This window comes from Rhodopseudomonas sp. BAL398, from assembly GCF_033001325.1.
In the GTDB taxonomy this organism is placed as follows: domain Bacteria; phylum Pseudomonadota; class Alphaproteobacteria; order Rhizobiales; family Xanthobacteraceae; genus JARJEH01.
Window position 1 is genome coordinate 404,113 of the sequence record NZ_CP133111.1, and the last position, 17,633, is coordinate 421,745.

Here is a 17,633-nt window from a genome sequence, read left to right on the forward strand (position 1 = left end):
TCAACCTTGGAGCTGCCCTGCGTGAGCGCGGGCGGGATAATGTCATGACCACGCAATCCAAGCCGCGACCGACCGCGATGCGCTCGGTGCTGCCCTTCGTGTTTCGGCACTGGCTGAAGCAGCCGGCCCGAGCCCTCGCGGTCGCCTTCGGGCTGCTCGGCGCCACCGTCGCCGACCTGTTCATGCCGCTGTTCTCGGGCCATCTGGTCGACGCCGTCACGGCCGGCGCGACCGATCCGACGGCGCGCCGCGCCGCCTTCATCGCCTTCGGAGCGATCGTCGCGCTCGGGGTGATCTCGGTGGTGATGCGGTTTGCCGGAATGCAGGCGATCGTGCCGTTCACCTTGCGGATCATGTCCGACGTGGCGCGCGAGGCGTTCGCGCGGGTGCAGCGCTTCTCCACCGAGTGGCACGCCAACAGCTTCGCCGGCTCCACCGTGCGCAAGGTGACACGGGGAATGTGGGCGCTCGATCTGCTCAACGACACGCTGCTGATGGCGCTGCTGCCGTCGATCGTCGTGCTGGTCGGATCGATGATCCTGCTAGGCCTGCATTGGCCGTCACTGGGCCTGGTGATCGGGATCGGCTCGCTGGTCTATATCGGGATGACGGTGATGCTGTCGATCCGCGTCATCGCGCCCGCCGCCCGGCTCTCCAATGCGTGGGACACCAGGGTCGGCGGAACGCTGGCGGATGCGCTGACCTGCAATGCGGTGGTGAAGTCGTTCGGGGCGGAGAGCCGCGAGGACGGACGGCTGGCGCGCGTCATCACGCGCTGGCGGTCGCGGGTGCTGCGTACCTGGATGCGCTACAACTACACTTCGACCGCGCAACTGGCGGTGCTGCTCTGCGTCCGCGCCGCGGTGATCGGCGGCGCCTTGCTGTTGTGGATGGCCGGCCGCGCCACGGCGGGCGACGTCACTTTTGTCCTGACCAGCTACTACATCATCCACGCCTATCTGAGCGATGTCGGCATGCACATCAACAATCTGCAGCGCTCGGTCAACGACATGGATGAGCTGGTCGCGATCCACGACGAGGCGACGGGCATCGAGGACGCGCCCGGCGCCGCGCCGATTTCGATCCGGGGTGGCCGCATCGTGTTCGACGACGTCACGTTCCATTATGGCGGCCATCCGACGCCGCTCTATGACGGGTTGTCGGTGGAGATCCGCGCCGGCGAACGGGTCGGGCTGGTTGGCCGCTCGGGGTCCGGCAAGACCACCTTCGTGAAGCTGATTCAGCGGCTCCACGACGTCAGCGGCGGCCGCATCCTGATCGACGGTCAGGATATCGCCAAGGTGACGCAGCAATCGCTGCGCAGCCAGATCGCCATCGTGCAGCAGGATCCGATCCTGTTTCACCGCTCGCTGGCCGAGAACATCGCCTATGGCAGGCCCGGCGCCGGAATGGCGGCGATCCAGCAGGCGGCGGAGCTCGCCAATGCGCATGACTTCATCATGCGGCTGCCGAAGGGCTATGGCACGCTGGTCGGCGAGCGCGGCGTCAAGCTGTCGGGTGGCGAACGGCAGCGCGTCGCGCTGGCGCGGGCGTTTCTGGCGGACGCGCCGGTGCTGATCCTGGACGAGGCGACCTCGAGCCTGGATTCGGAATCCGAGGCGCTGATCCAGCAGGCGATGGAGCGGCTGATGAAGGGCCGCACCGCGATCGTGATCGCGCATCGGCTCTCCACCGTGCGCAGCCTCGATCGGATCCTGGTGTTCGACCACGGCCGGATCGCCGAGCAGGGCACCCACGCCACGCTCGCCGCGCGCGCCGGCGGCATCTATCGCGGGTTGTTCGAGCGCCAGGCTATGCAAGTCGAGCAAGCCTTGCAGGGCGAACAGGCTTTGCTGGGCGAAGGCATTGCGGCTGCGGAATGAGGTCGAAACGGGCGAGGGGTTCGGCGTGGTGGCGCCGAACCCCTCGTTGTCTCGCTTGCGCGAATAAGTATCAGCCGGCCTGTAAGCCGGGTTCTGGAGGGCACCGTACGCTTGCGCGCACGATACGCGACGGCCATTCCTCTGGGACCATGTTTGCACATGGCCTCAAGCAACCTACCCGGACGGTCGAGCTTGACATAGCCCTGCGGAGTTATCGCCCGAAAGCGAACTGTCCGCGGTGCCGTCCCTATTCGGTCTTGCTCCCGGTGGGGTTTACCATGCCGTCTCCGTTGCCGGACACGCGGTGCGCTCTTACCGCACCTTTTCACCCTTACTCGCCCCCACCCTGACCCTCCCCCGCAAGCGGGGGAGGGAAGGGTGGGGGAAGCGGTTCGTTCTCTGTGGCACTTTCCCTGGGGTCGCCCCCGCCGGACGTTATCCGGCACCGTATGTCGATGGAGCCCGGACTTTCCTCCCCCGCAGCCTTTCGACCATAGCGGGAGCGGCCGTCCGGCCGACTGATGCGCAAGCCATGCGGGCTGCGCGCCGCCGCGTCAAGTCGCGCCGCGGCGGACGCCGGATCAGGAGGCCGCGGACAGGGGCCGGCTGGAGGTCGGAAACGTCGTCAGCAGGGTCCGCAGCGTCGCCAGGGTCGAGACATCGGCAATGCCGTCGACCTTGGCCGGGCGGAAATGCCGCTGAAACGCGGTCACGACCTCTACGGTCTGCGCGTCGAACTTGCCGTTCGGCGTAAGGCCGTAGCCATAATCTGCCAGCGCCTGCTGCAGGGCGCGGACGTCATCGCCCGTGGCTCCCAGCCGCAATGTATCGCCGCTGACGATCGGGGCGGGATAGACCCATTGGCCGACGCCGGAATTGGCCAGCGCCTCCCAGGGAAATTTCTCGCCGGGATCCTTCTTGCGCGCCGGCGCCACGTCGGAATGGCCCAGCACGCGGTGGCTCGGCACGCCACGGCGCAGCATGATGCCGCGACACAGCGCGATCACCGCGGCGATCTGCCGAAGCGGATAATCCGGATAGCCCCAATCATGGCCGCGGTTGATGATCTCGATTCCGATCGAACATGAGTTGATGTCGTGCTCACCGGCCCACAATGCCGAGCCGGCATGCCAGGCTCGGCGGGATTCCGGCACGCATTGCAGGATCCGGCCCTCTTCCAGCACGACGTAATGGGCCGAGACCTCAGTTCCGGATTTGCACAGCCGCGCCAACGCGCCCTCGACATCGGGCATCCCGGTATAGTGCAGCACGATCATGTCGGGCAGCCGACCCTTGTTGCGCTCGCCATGGTTCGGCGACGGAATCACGTCGGAGACCACCGAGGAATCAGGGGTGAAGGTCTTCATATCGGTTATGCCCTTCGGCAAAGGGAGGGCACGTCGACGCTTCGACTCAAAACCAGCAGACGCGAACGGACCTAACAGCATCGGACATCTCAAACCGGGCAAGAGCGCGGCGACGGCGCTGATGCGCCGAGCCTCTGCAACGCTGCACTATCCGGGGCTGCTCCGGCCCGTGCAACAATCCCATGACACGGTTTCGCCATTTTCTGTGGACTGTGGGAATGACGCATCACCCCGTTACCATGCCGAAGCCCAGCGGTCGGGACATTGCGGAGAATCCTCCGCTCATCGTCAACGTTTTCTTAAGGCTAAGCGCCGTTACTGAGTGGTGAACGGCCGCACCGAAAGGGGCGGTCAAGGTTCCATTTGACGCTCAAAACCAATGGCGAACCATCCCAATCCACGCCGAAGGCCGGATGTACCAGCTGGTCGCGTGGGTGGGCCGAAGGTTGCTTTGAACGGAACCATCCATCCCGCCTTGCGGCGGCTGCTCGCCGCGAAGGTCCGGGCGATGCGCGGAGATCTGAAGCTAAATGGGCCTGTTCGAATCCACGCCGATCCTGCACCGCGCTGCCCCGGCCGGCGGCTGGCGCAGGGCTGCGGCCGGCGCGCAAGGAGCGCGTGGCTGATGTCGAGCGCGCCCCGCCACATCCCCGTGCTTGGCCGCGAAGCGGTGGACCTGCTCGCGCCGCGCGATGGCGGCGTCTATGTCGACGCCACCTTCGGCGCCGGCGGCTATTCCCGCATGATCCTCGATACAGCCGAGACCCGGGTGATCGGGATTGACCGGGATCGCAGCGCGATCGCCGGCGGGTTCGATCTGGTCGATCGGGCCGACGGGCGCCTGACGCTGGTCGAAGACCGCTTCTCCAATCTGGCCGAAGTCTGCGCCGCCCAGGGCGTCGCTGCGGTCGACGGCGTGGTGATGGATGTGGGGATCTCGTCGATGCAGGTCGACGAGGCCGAACGTGGCTTTTCATTTCGTCTCGACGGCCCGCTCGATATGCGGATGAGCCAGCATGGCCCGAGCGCCGCCGATGTCGTGGCCAGGGCCTCGGAGGCCGATCTCGCCAACATCATCTATATTTTCGGCGAGGAACGCTATTCGCGCCAGATCGCCAAGGCGATCGTCGCGGCGCGCGCCGAAGCGCCGATCACCACCACGCTGGCGCTGGCCGAGATCGTCGGCAAGGTGGTGTGGGCCAAGCCTGGCGAAATCCATCCAGCGACGCGGACGTTTCAGGCGCTGCGGATCTTCGTCAATGAAGAACTCGACGAATTGCATCTGGCGCTGGCGGCGGCGGAGCATGTGCTGAAACCGGGCGGCCGGCTCGCCGTGGTGTCGTTCCACTCGCTGGAAGACCGCATCGTCAAGAATTTCCTGGTCGCGCGCGGCAAGACCGGCGGCGGCTCGCGCCATCTGCCGGAACTGGCGCAGACGGCGCCCAGCTTCGCCATTCTGACCAAACGCCCGGTGATCGCCGGGGCGCAGGAGATCGGCGCCAATCCGCGCGCGCGCTCGGCCAAGCTGCGCGCCGCCGAACGCACCCAGGCGCCGGCGCACGATTTCGACACGCTGCCGGCCTGGCCGAAACTGGCCGACGTGATGAGGGGAGGCTGATCATGCGCATCATCCATTTCCTCGTCATCGGCATGCTGGTGTTCGCGGCCGCCTATGTCTACCGGATCAAGATGGAATCGACGTTCCGCACCGAGCGGGTGCAGCGGCTGCGCGCCGACGTGCGCGTGCAGCGCGAGGCGATCGCCACGCTGCGCGCCGAATGGGCCAAGCTCGATGCGCCGATGCGGCTGCAAGGCCTGGCCGAACGGCATCTGAAGCTCAGGCCGATCGACGCCCGGCAGTTCGATTCGTTGAAGAACCTGCCGGAACGGCCGCCCAGCATCGTCAATCCCGGCGATCCCGATCCGATCGGTGCGATGATCGAGACCATCGACCCCGACATCATCACCGGCTCGCTGCCGGCGCCGGAGGTTGCGCATTGACCGATCAAGTCATCCCGCTTGCGGGTCATCACGTGCCATGGCGGCAGCGGCTGATCCGCAGCCTGCTGTACGGCAAGGACGTCGATCGTCACGTCAAGGCGCGCGTCCGCGTCGGCTTTGCGATAGTCGCATTCGCGGCGATCTACGGCGTAATCGCGTTCCGGCTGGTGACGCTGGCGGTGATCGGCGACGCGCATGGCGCGCGGCGGACCTCCTCGCAGGACGCCATCGCCACGGCGCGACCGGATATCGTCGACCGCAACGGTGAAATTCTCGCCACCGACGTCAAGGTGCCCTCGCTGTTCAGCGAGCCGCGCCGCATCATCGACAAGGACGAGGCGATCGAATTGTTGACCGCGACGCTGCCGGATCTCGACACGCCTGAGGTCCGCGAGCGGCTGTCGTCGAAAAAGGGCTTCGCCTGGCTCAAGCGCGAAATCACGCCCAAGCAGCAGCACGACATTCACAAGCTCGGGATTCCGGGAATCGGCTTTCTGCGCGAGAACAAGCGGGTCTATCCCGCCGGCCGCGCGGCGTCGCATATTGTCGGCCTCGTCAATATCGACAACCAGGGCATCGCCGGCCTGGAACGCTGGCTCGATACCAACGGCCTCGCCGATCTGCACCGCGCCGGCTTTGCCAGCGACCGGCTGCAGAAGCCGGTCGAGCTCGCGGTCGATTTGCGCGTCGAGCACGCGCTGCGCGACGAATTGCTCAAGGCCAAGGAGAAGTACAGCGCCAAGGCGGCGTCCGGTCTGGTCTCCAACGTCAACACCGGCGAGATCGTCGCGATGGTGTCGCTGCCGGATTTCGACCCCAACGATCCGCAACAAGCCAACGACCCCGACCGCATCAACCGGCTGACCACCGGCGTCTACGAGATGGGATCGACCTTCAAGACGCTGACGCTGGCGATGGCGCTGGATTCCGGCAAGGCCACGCTGAACTCGTTATACGACGTCCGCAGCGCCCTGCGGTACGGCCGGTTCACGATTCACGACGATCATCATCTCGGCCGTTCGATCACCTTGTCGGAAGTCTTCACATACTCGTCCAATATCGGCGCGGCGAAGATCGCGCTGGCGCAGGGCGTCGAGGCGCACAAGGCGTTCCTGAAGAAGGTCGGTCAGATGGATCGGCTGCGCACCGAACTGCCGGAGAGCGCCTCGCCGATCGTGCCGAAACACTGGGGCGAACTCAACACCATCACCATCGCTTTCGGTCACGGCATCGCGGTGGCGCCGCTGCAGGCGGTGATGGGCATCAACGCGATGATCAATGGCGGTTATCTGATCCCGCCGACCTTCCTCAAGCGGACCGAGGAGGAAGCGCGGAAGGATGGCAAGATCGTCATCAAGAAGGAGACCAGCGACAAGATCCGCTATCTGATGCGGCTGAATGCCGAGGTCGGCACCGCCCGGCAGGCCGATGCGTTGTGCAAGGGCTATTATATCGGCGGCAAGACCGGCACCGCCGAAAAGGTCATCAACGGCCGCTATTCGAAGAAGAGGGTTTTGAATTCCTTCACCGCGATCCTGCCGGCGGATAATCCCCAGTTCCAGGTGCTGGTGATGCTCGACGAGCCGCAGGCGCTGCCCGAGACCCATGGTTTCATCACCTCGGGCTGGAACGCGGTGCCGACCGGCGGCAAGGTGATCGCGCGCATCGCGCCGCTGTTGGGGATCGAGCCGCGGTTCGATCTGCCGCCGCCCGACCGCCTTATTCTTGCGGCATCGAAGGAATCCCGCTAGGCGACGCCGCGCCGCGCAAGCTGTTGCGTCGACATCGGATTGGGTTAAAAGCCCCGGAATTGTTGTCATTCGTATTGTCCGACAGGTTGGACCACCGACGATGAAGCTCCGCGATCTTTTCAGCGACGAAGTCGGATTCGACGCGCAGGCTGCCGAACTCGGCATTGCCGGATCTGGCCTTGCCGATCTGGCCGTGACCGGGCTTGCCGTCGACAGCCGCGCGGTGCGCCCCGGCGATGTGTTCTTCGCGCTGTCCGGCGCCAAGACCGACGGCGCGCATTTCATCGGTCAGGCGATCGCTTCCGGCGCCGTTGCGGTGGTCGGCGAGCAGCGGCCCGGCGGCGAGCTCGGCGCGCCCTTCGTCACCGTGCCCAATCCGCGCCGCGCGCTGGCGCTGGCGGCGGCGCAAGTCTTCTCCAGACAGCCCGCCACCATCGCGGCGGTCACCGGCACCAGCGGCAAGACCTCGGTCGCCGCTTTCACCCGGCAGATCTGGCAGCGTCTCGGCTACGCTTCGGCCAGCATCGGCACCATCGGCCTGGTGACGCCGACCCGCGACGTCTATGGCTCGCTGACCACGCCCGATCCGATTGCGCTGCATCGCGCGCTCGACGAGATCGCCGGCGAGGGCGTCACCCATCTGGCGCTGGAGGCGTCGTCGCACGGCCTCGATCAGTTCCGCCTCGACGGCGTCCGCGTCGCCGCCGGCGGCTTCACCAATCTGTCGCGCGATCACATGGACTATCATCGCGACGTCGCGCACTACCTCGCCGCCAAGCTGCGGCTGTTCAAGGATCTGGTGGTGGAGGGCGGCGGCGCGGTGATCTCGGCGGATCATGATTGCGCCAAGGCGGTGATCGACGCCGCCACCGCGCGCAAGCTGCGCATCATGATGGTCGGCCGCAACGGCGACGGCGGTGCCGACGGCATCCGCCTGGTCGAGGCGGTGATCGACGGCTTCGCCCAGAAGCTGACGCTCGAACATCGCGGGGAAATGCGCGCGGTGCATCTGCCGCTGGTCGGCGAGTTTCAGATCGAGAATGCGCTGGTCGCCGCCGGCCTGGCGATCGTCACCGGCGGCGATCCCGACCAGGTGTTCGCGGCGCTCGACCATCTCGAGGGCGCCAAGGGGCGGCTCGAACGGGTCGGCGATTGCCGCGGCGCGCCGGTGTTCGTCGACTACGCGCACAAGCCCGACGCGCTGGCCAAGGCGTTGCAGGCGCTGCGGCCTTACGCACAGCGCCGGCTGGTGGTGGTGTTCGGCGCCGGCGGTGACCGCGATTCCGGCAAGCGGCCGCTGATGGGCGCGATCGCCGCCGACAACGCCGATACGGTGATCGTCACCGACGACAATCCGCGCTCTGAAAACCCCGCCGACATCCGCGCCGCGATCCTGGCGGCCGCCCCCGGCGCCCGCGAGATCGGAGACCGCGCCGAGGCGATCCGGGTGGCGATCGCGGGGCTAGTGCCCGGTGACGCGCTGCTGATCGCCGGCAAGGGTCACGAGACCGGCCAGATCGTGGCCGACCGCGTGCTGCCGTTCAGCGATCACGAGGCCGCCGCGGCGGCGCTGTCGGCGTGCGCCGCATGAGCACGCAACCGCTCTGGACCCTGGACGCCATGGCGCAGGCGATGAACGCCACGCGCAACGGCGCGTTGCCGGCCGACATCTTCGGCATTTCGATCGACAGCCGCACCCTGGCGCCGGGCGATGCTTACTTCGCGATCAAGGGCGACATCCACGACGGCCATGATTTCGTCGCCGCAGCATTACAGGCCGGCGCCGCGCTCGCCGTCGTCGCAAAAGCCCAGCGCGACAAATTCGCCGCCGATGCGCGGCTGCTGATCGTCGACGACGTGCTCGCCGCGCTGGTCGATCTGGCGCGCGCCTCGCGGGCGCGGCTCGAGGCGCGCGTGATCGCGGTCACCGGCTCGGTCGGCAAGACCTCGACGAAGGAAGCGCTGCGCGGCGTGCTCGGCAGTCAGGGCGAAACCCACGCCTCGGTGGCGTCGTTCAACAATCATTGGGGCGTGCCGCTGTCGCTGGCGCGCTGCCCGGCCAGCGTCAAATTCGCGGTGTTCGAGATCGGCATGAACCATGCCGGCGAGATCGAACCGCTGGTCAAGCTGGTGCGGCCTCATGTCGCGGTGATCACCACGGTCGAGCCGGTGCATCTGGAATTCTTCGCCGGGATCGAAGCGATCGCCGATGCCAAGGCGGAGATTTTCCAAGGCCTCGAGCCCGGCGGCGTCGCGGTGCTCAACCGCGACAATTCGCAATTCGCCCGGCTGCGCAAAAGCGCCAAAAAGGCCAAGGTCGGCCGCATCGTCTCGTTCGGCGCCAACGCCAAGGCCGATGCCCGGCTGATCGAATTGTCGCTGCATTCGGACCGCTCCGCGATCCATGCCGATATTCTGGGCCACGACGTCACCTACAAGCTCGCCATCCCGGGCCGCCACATCGCCATCAATTCGTTGGCGGCGCTGGCGGCGGCGCAATTGGTGGGTGCCGATCTGGCGCTGGCGGCGCTGGCGCTGTCGCAGGTGCGGCCCGCCGCCGGCCGTGGCGTCCGCCGCGCGCTGGAGTTCGACGATGGCGAGGCCACGCTGATCGACGAGAGCTACAACGCCAATCCGGCCTCGATGGCGGCGGCGCTGGAGGTCCTCGGCCATACGGCGATCGGGCCGCAGGGGCGGCGGATCGCGGTGCTCGGCGACATGCTGGAACTCGGCCCGACCTCGGCCGAATTGCATCGCAGCCTTGCCGAAACGGTGCAGGCCCACGCGGTCGATACGGTATTTTGCTGCGGGCCGATGATGCGCAATTTGTGGGACGCCCTTTCCTCCGGAAAGCGGGGCGGCTATGCAGGGAGTTCAGCCGAACTCGAATCGCAGGTTGTCGCGGCGATCCGCGCCGGCGACGTCATCATGGTCAAGGGCTCGCTCGGCTCGCGGATGAAAACCATTGTTACCGCGCTGGAGAAGCGCTTTCCCGGCAAGTCCGCGCTCGACAACGTCGCGGTGTAAGGCAGATCGAATGCTCTATTGGCTGGTCGACTTTGCCGGCACGGTTCCGGCTCTCAACGTGTTCCGCTACATCACGTTCCGCACCGGCGGCGCGATGGTGACCGGCGCGCTGTTCGTGTTCCTGTTCGGCCCCTGGATCATCGACAATCTGCGGCTGCGCCAGGGCAAGGGCCAGCCGATCCGCTCCGACGGCCCGCAATCGCATCTGATCACCAAGATCGGCACCCCCACCATGGGCGGGCTGATGATCCTGTCGGGGTTGGTGGTCGGCACCGTGCTGTGGGCCAATCCGCTCAACCCCTATGTCTGGATCGTGCTGGCGGTGACGCTGGGCTTCGGCTTTGTCGGCTTCTACGACGACTATTTGAAGGTCACCAAGCAGAGCGATAAAGGTTTCTCCGGGCGCACCCGATTGGCGATCGAGGCGTTGATCGCGGGTGCCGCCTGCTACGCGCTGATCCGGCTCGGCCGCGATCCGCTGTCGAGTTCGCTGGTGATCCCCTTCGTCAAGGACGTGGCGTTCAGTCTCGGCTGGTACTTCATCATCTTCGGCAGCTTCATCGTGGTCGGCGCCGGCAATGCCGTCAATCTCACCGACGGGCTCGACGGGCTGGCGATCGTGCCGGTGATGATCGCCGCGGCCAGCTTCGGGCTGATCTCCTATCTCGCCGGCAACGCGGTGTTCGCCGAATATCTGCAGATCAACTACGTCGCCGGAACCGGCGAATTATCGGTGCTGTGCGGCGCGCTGCTCGGCGCCGGGCTGGGCTTTTTGTGGTTCAACGCGCCGCCGGCGACGATCTTCATGGGCGATACCGGCTCCCTGGCGCTCGGCGGCATGCTCGGTTCGATCGCGGTGGCGGTGAAGCACGAAGTGGTGCTGGCGGTGATCGGCGGCTTGTTCGTGCTGGAGGCGGTCTCGGTGATCGTCCAGGTGGCGTCATTCAAGCTGACCGGCAAGCGCGTGTTCCGGATGGCGCCGATCCATCATCATTTCGAACAGAAGGGCTGGACCGAACCGCAGATCGTGATCCGGTTCTGGATCATCGCCGTGATGCTGGCGCTGGCCGGCCTGTCGACCCTGAAGCTGCGGTGAGGCGTTTCCATGCGGCGAGTCACTGGGCCCAATCGGCCTCATCCTGAGGAACCTGACTCAGAAATCGATCAGCATAATCGGGCCTTCAACGTCGTCATTGCGAGGAGCGGAGCGACGAAGCAATCCAGGGGCCCGGTGCACGGGGCTCTGGATTGCTTCGCTTCGCTCGCAATGACGGAAGTGGTGCTGTCATGATCCCCGTCACCTCCTTTGCCGGCAAGACCGTGGCGGTGTTCGGGCTCGGCGGTTCGGGGCTGGCCAGTTGCCATGCGTTGCGGGCCGGTGGCGCCGAAGTGATCGCCTGCGACGACAATATCGACCGCATGGTCGAGGCCGCGCAGGCCAATTTCATCACCGCGGATCTGCGCGATCTGTCGTGGGCGAATTTCGCTGCCCTGGTGCTGACGCCCGGCGTGCCGCTGACCAATCCGGCGCCGCATTGGACCGTGCTGAAGGCGCGCGAGGCCGGGATCGAGGTGATCGGCGACGTCGAATTGTTCTGCCGCGAACGCAGGCGCCACGCGCCCGACGCGCCGTTCGTCGCCATCACCGGCACCAATGGCAAATCGACCACCACGGCGCTGATCGCGCATCTGATGCAAAGCGCCGGCTACGACACCCAGATGGGCGGCAATATCGGCACCGCGATCCTGTCGCTGGAGCCGCCGCGCACCGGCCGCGTCCACGTCATCGAGATGTCGTCGTACCAGATCGACCTGACGCCGTCGCTCGATCCCAGCGTCGGCATTCTGCTCAACGTCACCGAGGATCACATCGATCGCCACGGCACGATCGCGCATTACGCCGCCGTGAAGGAACGCCTGGTCGCCGGCGTGCAGCCGGAGGGCACCGCGATCGTCGGCGTCGATGACGGCTACGGCCGCGCGGCCGCAGACCGCATCGAGCAGGCCGGCAAGCGCGTGGTGCGGATTTCGGTGAAGCAGCCGCTGGCCGATGGCATCACCGTCGAACACGAGACCATCCTGCGCGCCGATGGCGGAATGCGCAGCGAGATCGCCCGGATCGGCGGCATCGGCTCGTTGCGCGGACTGCACAATGCCCAGAACGCCGCCGCCGCCGCCGCCGCCGTGCTGGCGCTCGGCGTCGACGCCGAGGCGCTGCAAACCGGCCTGCGCAGCTTTCCCGGTCTGGCGCATCGCATGGAGCAGGTCGGGCGTCAGCACGCCACGCTGTTCGTCAACGATTCCAAGGGTACCAATGCGGACGCCACCGCCAAGGCGTTGGCGTCGTTCAACGACATTTTCTGGATTGCCGGCGGCAAGCCGAAGACCGGCGGCATCGCCAGCCTCGAAGAATTCTTTCCACGGATCCGCAAGGCCTATCTGATCGGCGAGGCGGCAAAGGACTTCGCGGCGACGCTCGAGGGCCGGGTGCCCTACGAGATTAGCGAGACGCTCGACGTTGCCGTTTCGGCCGCCGCGCGCGATGCCGCTGTGGCCGGGCCGGGCGAGCCGGTGGTGCTGCTGTCGCCGGCCTGCGCCTCGTTCGACCAGTACCGCAATTTCGAAATCCGCGGCACCAGGTTCCGCGACCTGGTCACCGCGCTGCCGGATGTCGTGCCGGTGGTCTGAGGTCGTGCGGCTGGCGTGGCGCGTGGCTATGGGCGTCATTCGGGACAGATAACTATCGCGGGGCAGAAAATAGCTTGGCGTCGCCACCCCTCATCTAGATAGCGTGGCTTCGCCACTCCCACAGACGTCATCGCCCGCGCAAGCGGGCGACCCAGTATTGCAGAGCGGTCGCGGTCCAATCGCAGCGCTGCGGCGTACTGGATCCCCGCTTTCGCGGGGATGACAGTTGGGGGAAGGACCGCGCTTAGCGTTCGAGGCGCCTGTTGCGAAGTCGTGAAGGACATTCCCCCAACTCGTTCAGAACATTTCTTTTTCGTTAACTGTCTGGCAACCACGATGGCGCACCAATTGGGGGAGCTTTGCGCAAGGACCGCCGATGATCTCCCGTGAACAACGCACGCCATTCAGCGAATGGTGGTGGACCGTGGACCGCGTGCAACTGGGCGCGGTGATCGCCCTGATGCTCAGCGGCGTGATCCTGTCGCTGGCCGCCAGCCCGCCGGTGGCGACCCGGATCGGGCTCGACCCGTTTCACTTCTTCAACCGCCACATTCTGTTCCTGCTGCCGTCCTTCATCGTGCTGATCGGGGTGTCGTTCCTGTCGCCGCGGCAGATCCGGCGTTCGGCGCTGATCGTGTTCGGCGTCTCGGTCGCGCTGATCGTGGCGACGCTGCTGATCGGACCGGAGGTCAAGGGCGCGCGGCGCTGGATCACGCTGCTCGGCGTCAATATCCAGGCCTCGGAATCCGCCAAGCCGGCCTTTGTGGTGCTGGCGGCGTGGCTGTTTTCGGAATCGGCGCGGCGGCCGGAAATGCCCGCCACCACGATGGCGCTGACGCTGCTGATGACGATGGTGTCGCTGTTGGTGCTGGAGCCGGATTTCGGCCAGACCATGCTGATCCTGATGGTGTGGGGCGCGCTGTTCTTCATCGCCGGGATGCGGATCGTATGGGCGATCGGGCTCGCCGGCGCCTCCGCTGGCGGATTGTTCTGCGCCTATCTGATGGTTCCGCACGTCGCCGAGCGGATCAAGCGATTCATGAACCCGGCCTCGGGCGACACCTATCAGGTCGACACCGCGATGGAGGCCTTCGCCAATGGCGGCTGGTTTGGTCTGGGACCGGGCGAGGGCATCGCCAAGCGCGGCCTGCCGGACAGCCATACTGATTTCGTGTTCGCGGTGGCGGCCGAGGAATTCGGCATCATCCTGTGCCTGGCGCTGCTGGCGCTGTTCGCCTTCATCGTGATCCGCACGCTGTCGCGCGCCTACGCCTCCGAGGACATGTTCTCGCGCTTTGCGGCATCGGGCCTGGCGATCCTGTTCGGGGTCCAGGCCGCGATCAACATGTCGGTCAATCTGCAGCTGATTCCCGCCAAGGGCATGACCTTGCCGTTCATCTCCTATGGCGGCTCGTCAATGGTGTCGCTGGCCTATGGGGTCGGCATGATGCTGGCGCTGACGCGGCAGCGGCCGCGCGCCGAGATGGATTCGATCGCCGACGCCGATGCCGACGCGGCCCGAAGCTTCGCCTGATCCGATGAGCAACGCGCCCCTCATTCTGCTCGCGGCCGGCGGCACCGGCGGCCATCTGTTTCCCGCCGAGGCGCTCGGCGTGGTGCTGATGGCGCGCGGCATGCGGGTGCGCCTGGTGACGGATTCGCGGGCGCTGCGCTACAGCGGCCTGTTCTCGCGCGAGATGATCGACGTGGTGCCGAGCGACACCGTGCGCGGCCGCTCGCCCTGGTCGCTGACCCGCACCGGCCTGATGCTAGGCTCCGGGACCGCCGTGGCGCTCAATCTGATGCGCCGCCTGAAGCCGGCCGCGGTGGTCGGCTTCGGCGGCTATCCGACGCTGCCGCCGCTGGTCGCCGCCAGGCTGTTCGGCGTGCCGACCATTATCCACGATTCCAACGCGGTGATGGGCCGGGCCAATCGCCTGCTGTCGCGCCACGTCAGCGCGATCGCCACCTCGCTGCCCGGCGTGCTCGACCGCGATCCGGCGCTGGCGGCGAAGACCACCACCACCGGCACGCCGATGCGGCCGGCGATCCTCGCCGCCGCGGCGGTGCCGTTCGCGCCGCCGGCCCCGGCCGGGCCGCTGCGGCTGCTGGTGATCGGCGGCAGTCAGGGCGCGCGCATCATGTCCGACATCGTGCCCGGCGCGATCGAATTGCTGGAGCCTGCGCTGTGGGGCCGGCTCAATCTGGTGCAGCAGGTGCGCGACGAGGACATGGCGCGGGTCCGCGCCATCTATGACCGGCTTGGCCTTCTGGTCGAATTGGCGCCGTTCTTCTCCGACCTGCCGGCGCGGCTGGCCGCCAGCCATCTGGTGATTTCGCGCTCCGGCGCCGGCACCGTGGCCGAACTGGGCGCAATCGGCCGGCCCTCGATCCTGGTGCCGCTGCCCGGCGCGCTCGATCAGGATCAGTTCGCCAATGCGGGGGTGCTGGCCGATGCCGGCGGCGCCATCCGCATTGCGCAAGCCGAGTTCACGCCCGAGCGTCTGGCCGCCGAGATTGCCGCGCTCGCCGCCGAACCCGCGCGCCTGACCGCCATGGCGACGGGCGCCCGCACCGTCGGCAAGCTCGACGCCGCCCAACGGCTCGCCGATCTGGTGACGAAGGTGGCGGGGATTTAGAGCGGTTCCCCGGTCGGAAACACAATGTTTCGATCCTGTGCTAAGGGCGCACGGTCTCCACCAGATAGTCCAGCAGCGCCCGCACCCGCGCGGGCAACTGCCCGCCATGACCGACAAACACCGCATGGGTCGCTTCGAGGTCGCCGGGATTATAGCTCTCGAGCACGGGGACCAGCCGTCCCGCCTGAATGTCCGGATCGATATGGAGCCGTGACATGCGCGCCAATCCGGCGCCGGCGATCGTCAATTGTCGCAGTGCTTCGCCGTCGCCGACCAGCGCATTGCCGGATGTTGGCACGTTCGTGACGCCGCCACGGCCATCGATAAACGGCCAGTCGGCGACCTGTCTGGAAAATCCAAAGCCGAGCAGATTGTGCTGCGCCAGGTCGGCAGGAGTCTGTGGTGGTTCGTGGGTTGCGAGATAGGCTGGCGCGGCCGCCACCACCATCCGGCTTTCGGCGAGCTTGCGCGCCAGCAGTCGCGATTCCCGCATCGGCCCGACGCGGATCGCCACATCGGCGCGCTCTTCCAACAGGTCGACGACGATGTCTGTGAGCGTCACATCGACCGATATGCCGGGAAAGCGCTGCAAGAAGTCCGGCAATAGCGGCAGCAATCGGTGAAGCCCGAATGGGACGCTGCTGTTAATGCGTAAGACGCCGCTGGGCGTCGCGCCCAATGCCGCCTCGCGCTCGGCGGCGGTGATCTCATCGAGGATGCGCACGGCGCGCTCGTAAAACGCAGTGCCTTCCGGCGTCAGTTGCAGCTTGCGCGTCGAGCGGTTGATCAAGCGGACGCCAAGGCGGGCCTCCAGCCGCGCCACCAGCTTGCTCACTGCGGAGGGGGTCATGCGGAAGGCGCGGGCGGCGATCGAGAAGCCGCCGAGTTGGACCACCCGGATGAAGACCTCCATTTCACCAGAGCGGTTGAGATCGAGTCGCGCCATGTGAATTCAATTCACAAATATTGTTCCTGATGGCGGTCTATCTCACCAATCTAGGACAGTCCAGATTTGAATGCAGGAGCATGCTGCTTCGCAACAAAAATGGAACCCGCTATGCCTCTCGCCCTTTACGCGCTCACCGCCGGCGCCTTCGGAATTGGCGTCACCGAATTCGTCATCATGGGTCTGCTGATCGAGGTTGGCGGCGACCTTGGCGTCTCGATCCCGGCCGCCGGACTGCTGATCTCCGGCTATGCGCTGGGCGTCGTGGTCGGCGCGCCAATCATGACCATCGCCACCGCGAAATGGCCGCGCAAAACGGTGCTGCTGGTACTGATGGGGATCTTCACGCTCGGCAATCTGGCTTGCGCCCTGGCGCCGGATTATTGGAGCCTGATGGCAGCGCGGGTGCTCACGGCCCTGGCGCATGGGACGTTCTTCGGCGTCGGCTCCGTGGTGGCGACAGGCCTGGTGCCAGAAAACAAGAAAGCCTCGGCGATTTCCATCATGTTCGCCGGTCTGACGGTCGCGACGATCCTGGGCGTTCCGTTCGGCACCTGGCTCGGGCAGGCCTTTGGCTGGCGCGCGACCTTCCTTGCGGTGACCCTGGTCGGATTGGGCGCATTGGCGGCCGTTGCGCTTCTCGTGCCGCCGGTCAAGGCGCCGAAAGATCACAGCAGATTGTCGGATGATCTTGCGGTGCTGCGGCGGCCGCAGGTGCTGCTGGCGCTGCTGACGACGATTCTGGGGTGGATCGGGATCTTCGCGCTGTTCACCTATGTCGCGCCGATCCTGACCAAGATCTCCGGCTTTTCAGATGCGGCCGTGTCGCCGATCTTGCTGGTGTTCGGCGGCGGTGCCATCGTCGGCAATCTGCTCGGCGGGCGCTTCGCCGATAGCTGGCCGGCAGGCAGCGTATTCGGCAGTTTGCTGGTTCTGGCGATCGTCCTGGCCCTCTTGAGCTTCGCCGCGCACAGCCAGACTGCGATCGTGGTCGGGATCGCGTTGTTCGGTGCGGCTGCCTTTGCGACGGCGGCACCGCTGCAGATGGCGGTGCTGCGTCGCGCCGAGGGCGCCGGCCAGAGTCTGGCGTCCAGCTTCAACATCGCGGCCTTCAATCTCGGCAACGCCATCGGCGCCTGGCTCGGCGGGGCGGTGATCGCGCATGGCGGCCTGAACGCCGTAGCCTGGGTCGCCGCCCTCGCGCCGCTGGCCGGCGTCGGTGTGGCGAGTTTGGCGATGCGCGCCGGCCGGACGCAGGCGCGCGTTGCGGCCGCGGCGGAGTAGGCGGCCGTCCACAACACGGCGGAAGTCCGGTCGTTGTGCCCGGATTT

13 protein-coding genes and 1 other RNA gene are annotated in these 17,633 nt (G+C 66.6%); 11 read left to right on the forward strand and 3 right to left on the reverse strand.

Annotation, left to right across the window (positions count from 1 at the left end):
- Positions 1-44 precede the first annotated feature (44 nt).
- Entirely contained in the window at positions 45-1,883 is a 1,839-nt protein-coding gene (locus RBJ75_RS01885) for an ABC transporter ATP-binding protein (RefSeq protein ID WP_044415687.1), read from the forward strand.
- A 66-nt stretch (positions 1,884-1,949) separates the two neighbouring features.
- On the opposite strand, the gene rnpB is transcribed toward RBJ75_RS01885, so the two are convergent.
- Positions 1,950-2,405, reverse strand: an RNA gene (gene rnpB, locus RBJ75_RS01890) — RNase P RNA component class A.
- A 59-nt stretch (positions 2,406-2,464) separates the two neighbouring features.
- Positions 2,465-3,331 carry an N-acetylmuramoyl-L-alanine amidase gene (locus RBJ75_RS01895; protein ID WP_080901170.1) on the reverse strand — a complete coding sequence of 289 codons (867 nt, stop codon included), beginning with the start codon at positions 3,329-3,331 and terminating at the stop codon, positions 2,465-2,467.
- A 544-nt stretch (positions 3,332-3,875) separates the two neighbouring features.
- Here RBJ75_RS01895 and rsmH point away from each other — a divergent pair.
- The 9 genes from rsmH to murG all read left to right on the forward strand — a co-directional run bounded on the left by rsmH (position 3,876) and on the right by murG (position 15,356).
- The gene (gene rsmH, locus RBJ75_RS01900; RefSeq protein ID WP_044415728.1) at positions 3,876-4,868 is read left to right on the forward strand and encodes a 16S rRNA (cytosine(1402)-N(4))-methyltransferase RsmH; all 993 of its coding nucleotides are present in this window, start codon (positions 3,876-3,878) and stop codon (positions 4,866-4,868) included.
- A 2-nt stretch (positions 4,869-4,870) separates the two neighbouring features.
- Entirely contained in the window at positions 4,871-5,251 is a 381-nt protein-coding gene (locus RBJ75_RS01905; protein WP_044415683.1) for a hypothetical protein, read from the forward strand.
- On the forward strand, positions 5,248-7,002 hold the full coding sequence (locus RBJ75_RS01910) for a peptidoglycan D,D-transpeptidase FtsI family protein (RefSeq protein WP_044415681.1): 1,755 nt from the start codon (positions 5,248-5,250) through the stop codon (positions 7,000-7,002). Before RBJ75_RS01905 ends, RBJ75_RS01910 begins: the two co-directional genes overlap by 4 nt.
- 100 nt (positions 7,003-7,102) lie before the next feature.
- Positions 7,103-8,593: a UDP-N-acetylmuramoyl-L-alanyl-D-glutamate--2,6-diaminopimelate ligase gene (locus RBJ75_RS01915; protein ID WP_044415679.1), complete on the forward strand. Its 1,491-nt coding sequence runs from the start codon at positions 7,103-7,105 to the stop codon at positions 8,591-8,593.
- Positions 8,590-10,029: a UDP-N-acetylmuramoylalanyl-D-glutamyl-2,6-diaminopimelate--D-alanyl-D-alanine ligase gene (locus RBJ75_RS01920; RefSeq protein WP_044415726.1), complete on the forward strand. Its 1,440-nt coding sequence runs from the start codon at positions 8,590-8,592 to the stop codon at positions 10,027-10,029. The genes RBJ75_RS01915 and RBJ75_RS01920 overlap by 4 nt, the downstream gene beginning before the upstream one ends.
- A gap of 10 nt (positions 10,030-10,039) precedes the next feature.
- Positions 10,040-11,125, forward strand: a complete 1,086-nt coding sequence (gene mraY / locus RBJ75_RS01925) for a phospho-N-acetylmuramoyl-pentapeptide-transferase (RefSeq protein WP_044415678.1) — start codon at positions 10,040-10,042, stop codon at positions 11,123-11,125.
- Between the two features lie 191 nt (positions 11,126-11,316).
- Positions 11,317-12,717, forward strand: coding sequence for a UDP-N-acetylmuramoyl-L-alanine--D-glutamate ligase (murD, locus tag RBJ75_RS01930; RefSeq protein WP_044415675.1), 1,401 nt, complete (start codon positions 11,317-11,319; stop codon positions 12,715-12,717).
- A gap of 376 nt (positions 12,718-13,093) precedes the next feature.
- Complete coding sequence (ftsW, locus tag RBJ75_RS01935; RefSeq protein WP_044415674.1) at positions 13,094-14,251, forward strand: putative lipid II flippase FtsW; 1,158 nt, start codon at positions 13,094-13,096, stop codon at positions 14,249-14,251.
- Between the two features lie 4 nt (positions 14,252-14,255).
- Positions 14,256-15,356, forward strand: a complete 1,101-nt coding sequence (gene murG, locus RBJ75_RS01940; protein ID WP_044415724.1) for an undecaprenyldiphospho-muramoylpentapeptide beta-N-acetylglucosaminyltransferase — start codon at positions 14,256-14,258, stop codon at positions 15,354-15,356.
- A 40-nt stretch (positions 15,357-15,396) separates the two neighbouring features.
- On the opposite strand, the gene RBJ75_RS01945 is transcribed toward murG, so the two are convergent.
- Positions 15,397-16,302: a LysR family transcriptional regulator gene (locus RBJ75_RS01945; RefSeq protein ID WP_044415672.1), complete on the reverse strand. Its 906-nt coding sequence runs from the start codon at positions 16,300-16,302 to the stop codon at positions 15,397-15,399.
- Between the two features lie 111 nt (positions 16,303-16,413).
- Here RBJ75_RS01945 and RBJ75_RS01950 point away from each other — a divergent pair, with 111 nt between their 5' ends.
- Positions 16,414-17,586, forward strand: a complete 1,173-nt coding sequence (locus tag RBJ75_RS01950; protein WP_044415722.1) for an MFS transporter — start codon at positions 16,414-16,416, stop codon at positions 17,584-17,586.
- The last annotated feature ends 47 nt before the right edge of the window (positions 17,587-17,633 follow it).

Bases quoted from the DNA above. Each gene is read 5' to 3' on its own strand.
- RBJ75_RS01885 (WP_044415687.1), top strand. From the start codon at position 45: ATGACCACGCAATCCAAGCCGCGACCGACCGCGATGCGCTCGGTGCTG.
- RBJ75_RS01895 (WP_080901170.1), bottom strand. From the start codon at position 3,331: ATGCTGTTAGGTCCGTTCGCGTCTGCTGGTTTTGAGTCGAAGCGTCGA.
- rsmH (WP_044415728.1), top strand. From the start codon at position 3,876: ATGTCGAGCGCGCCCCGCCACATCCCCGTGCTTGGCCGCGAAGCGGTG.
- RBJ75_RS01905 (WP_044415683.1), top strand. From the start codon at position 4,871: ATGCGCATCATCCATTTCCTCGTCATCGGCATGCTGGTGTTCGCGGCC.
- RBJ75_RS01915 (WP_044415679.1), top strand. From the start codon at position 7,103: ATGAAGCTCCGCGATCTTTTCAGCGACGAAGTCGGATTCGACGCGCAG.
- RBJ75_RS01920 (WP_044415726.1), top strand. From the start codon at position 8,590: ATGAGCACGCAACCGCTCTGGACCCTGGACGCCATGGCGCAGGCGATG.
- mraY (WP_044415678.1), top strand. From the start codon at position 10,040: ATGCTCTATTGGCTGGTCGACTTTGCCGGCACGGTTCCGGCTCTCAAC.
- murD (WP_044415675.1), top strand. From the start codon at position 11,317: ATGATCCCCGTCACCTCCTTTGCCGGCAAGACCGTGGCGGTGTTCGGG.
- ftsW (WP_044415674.1), top strand. From the start codon at position 13,094: ATGATCTCCCGTGAACAACGCACGCCATTCAGCGAATGGTGGTGGACC.
- murG (WP_044415724.1), top strand. From the start codon at position 14,256: ATGAGCAACGCGCCCCTCATTCTGCTCGCGGCCGGCGGCACCGGCGGC.
- RBJ75_RS01945 (WP_044415672.1), bottom strand. From the start codon at position 16,302: ATGGCGCGACTCGATCTCAACCGCTCTGGTGAAATGGAGGTCTTCATC.
- RBJ75_RS01950 (WP_044415722.1), top strand. From the start codon at position 16,414: ATGCCTCTCGCCCTTTACGCGCTCACCGCCGGCGCCTTCGGAATTGGC.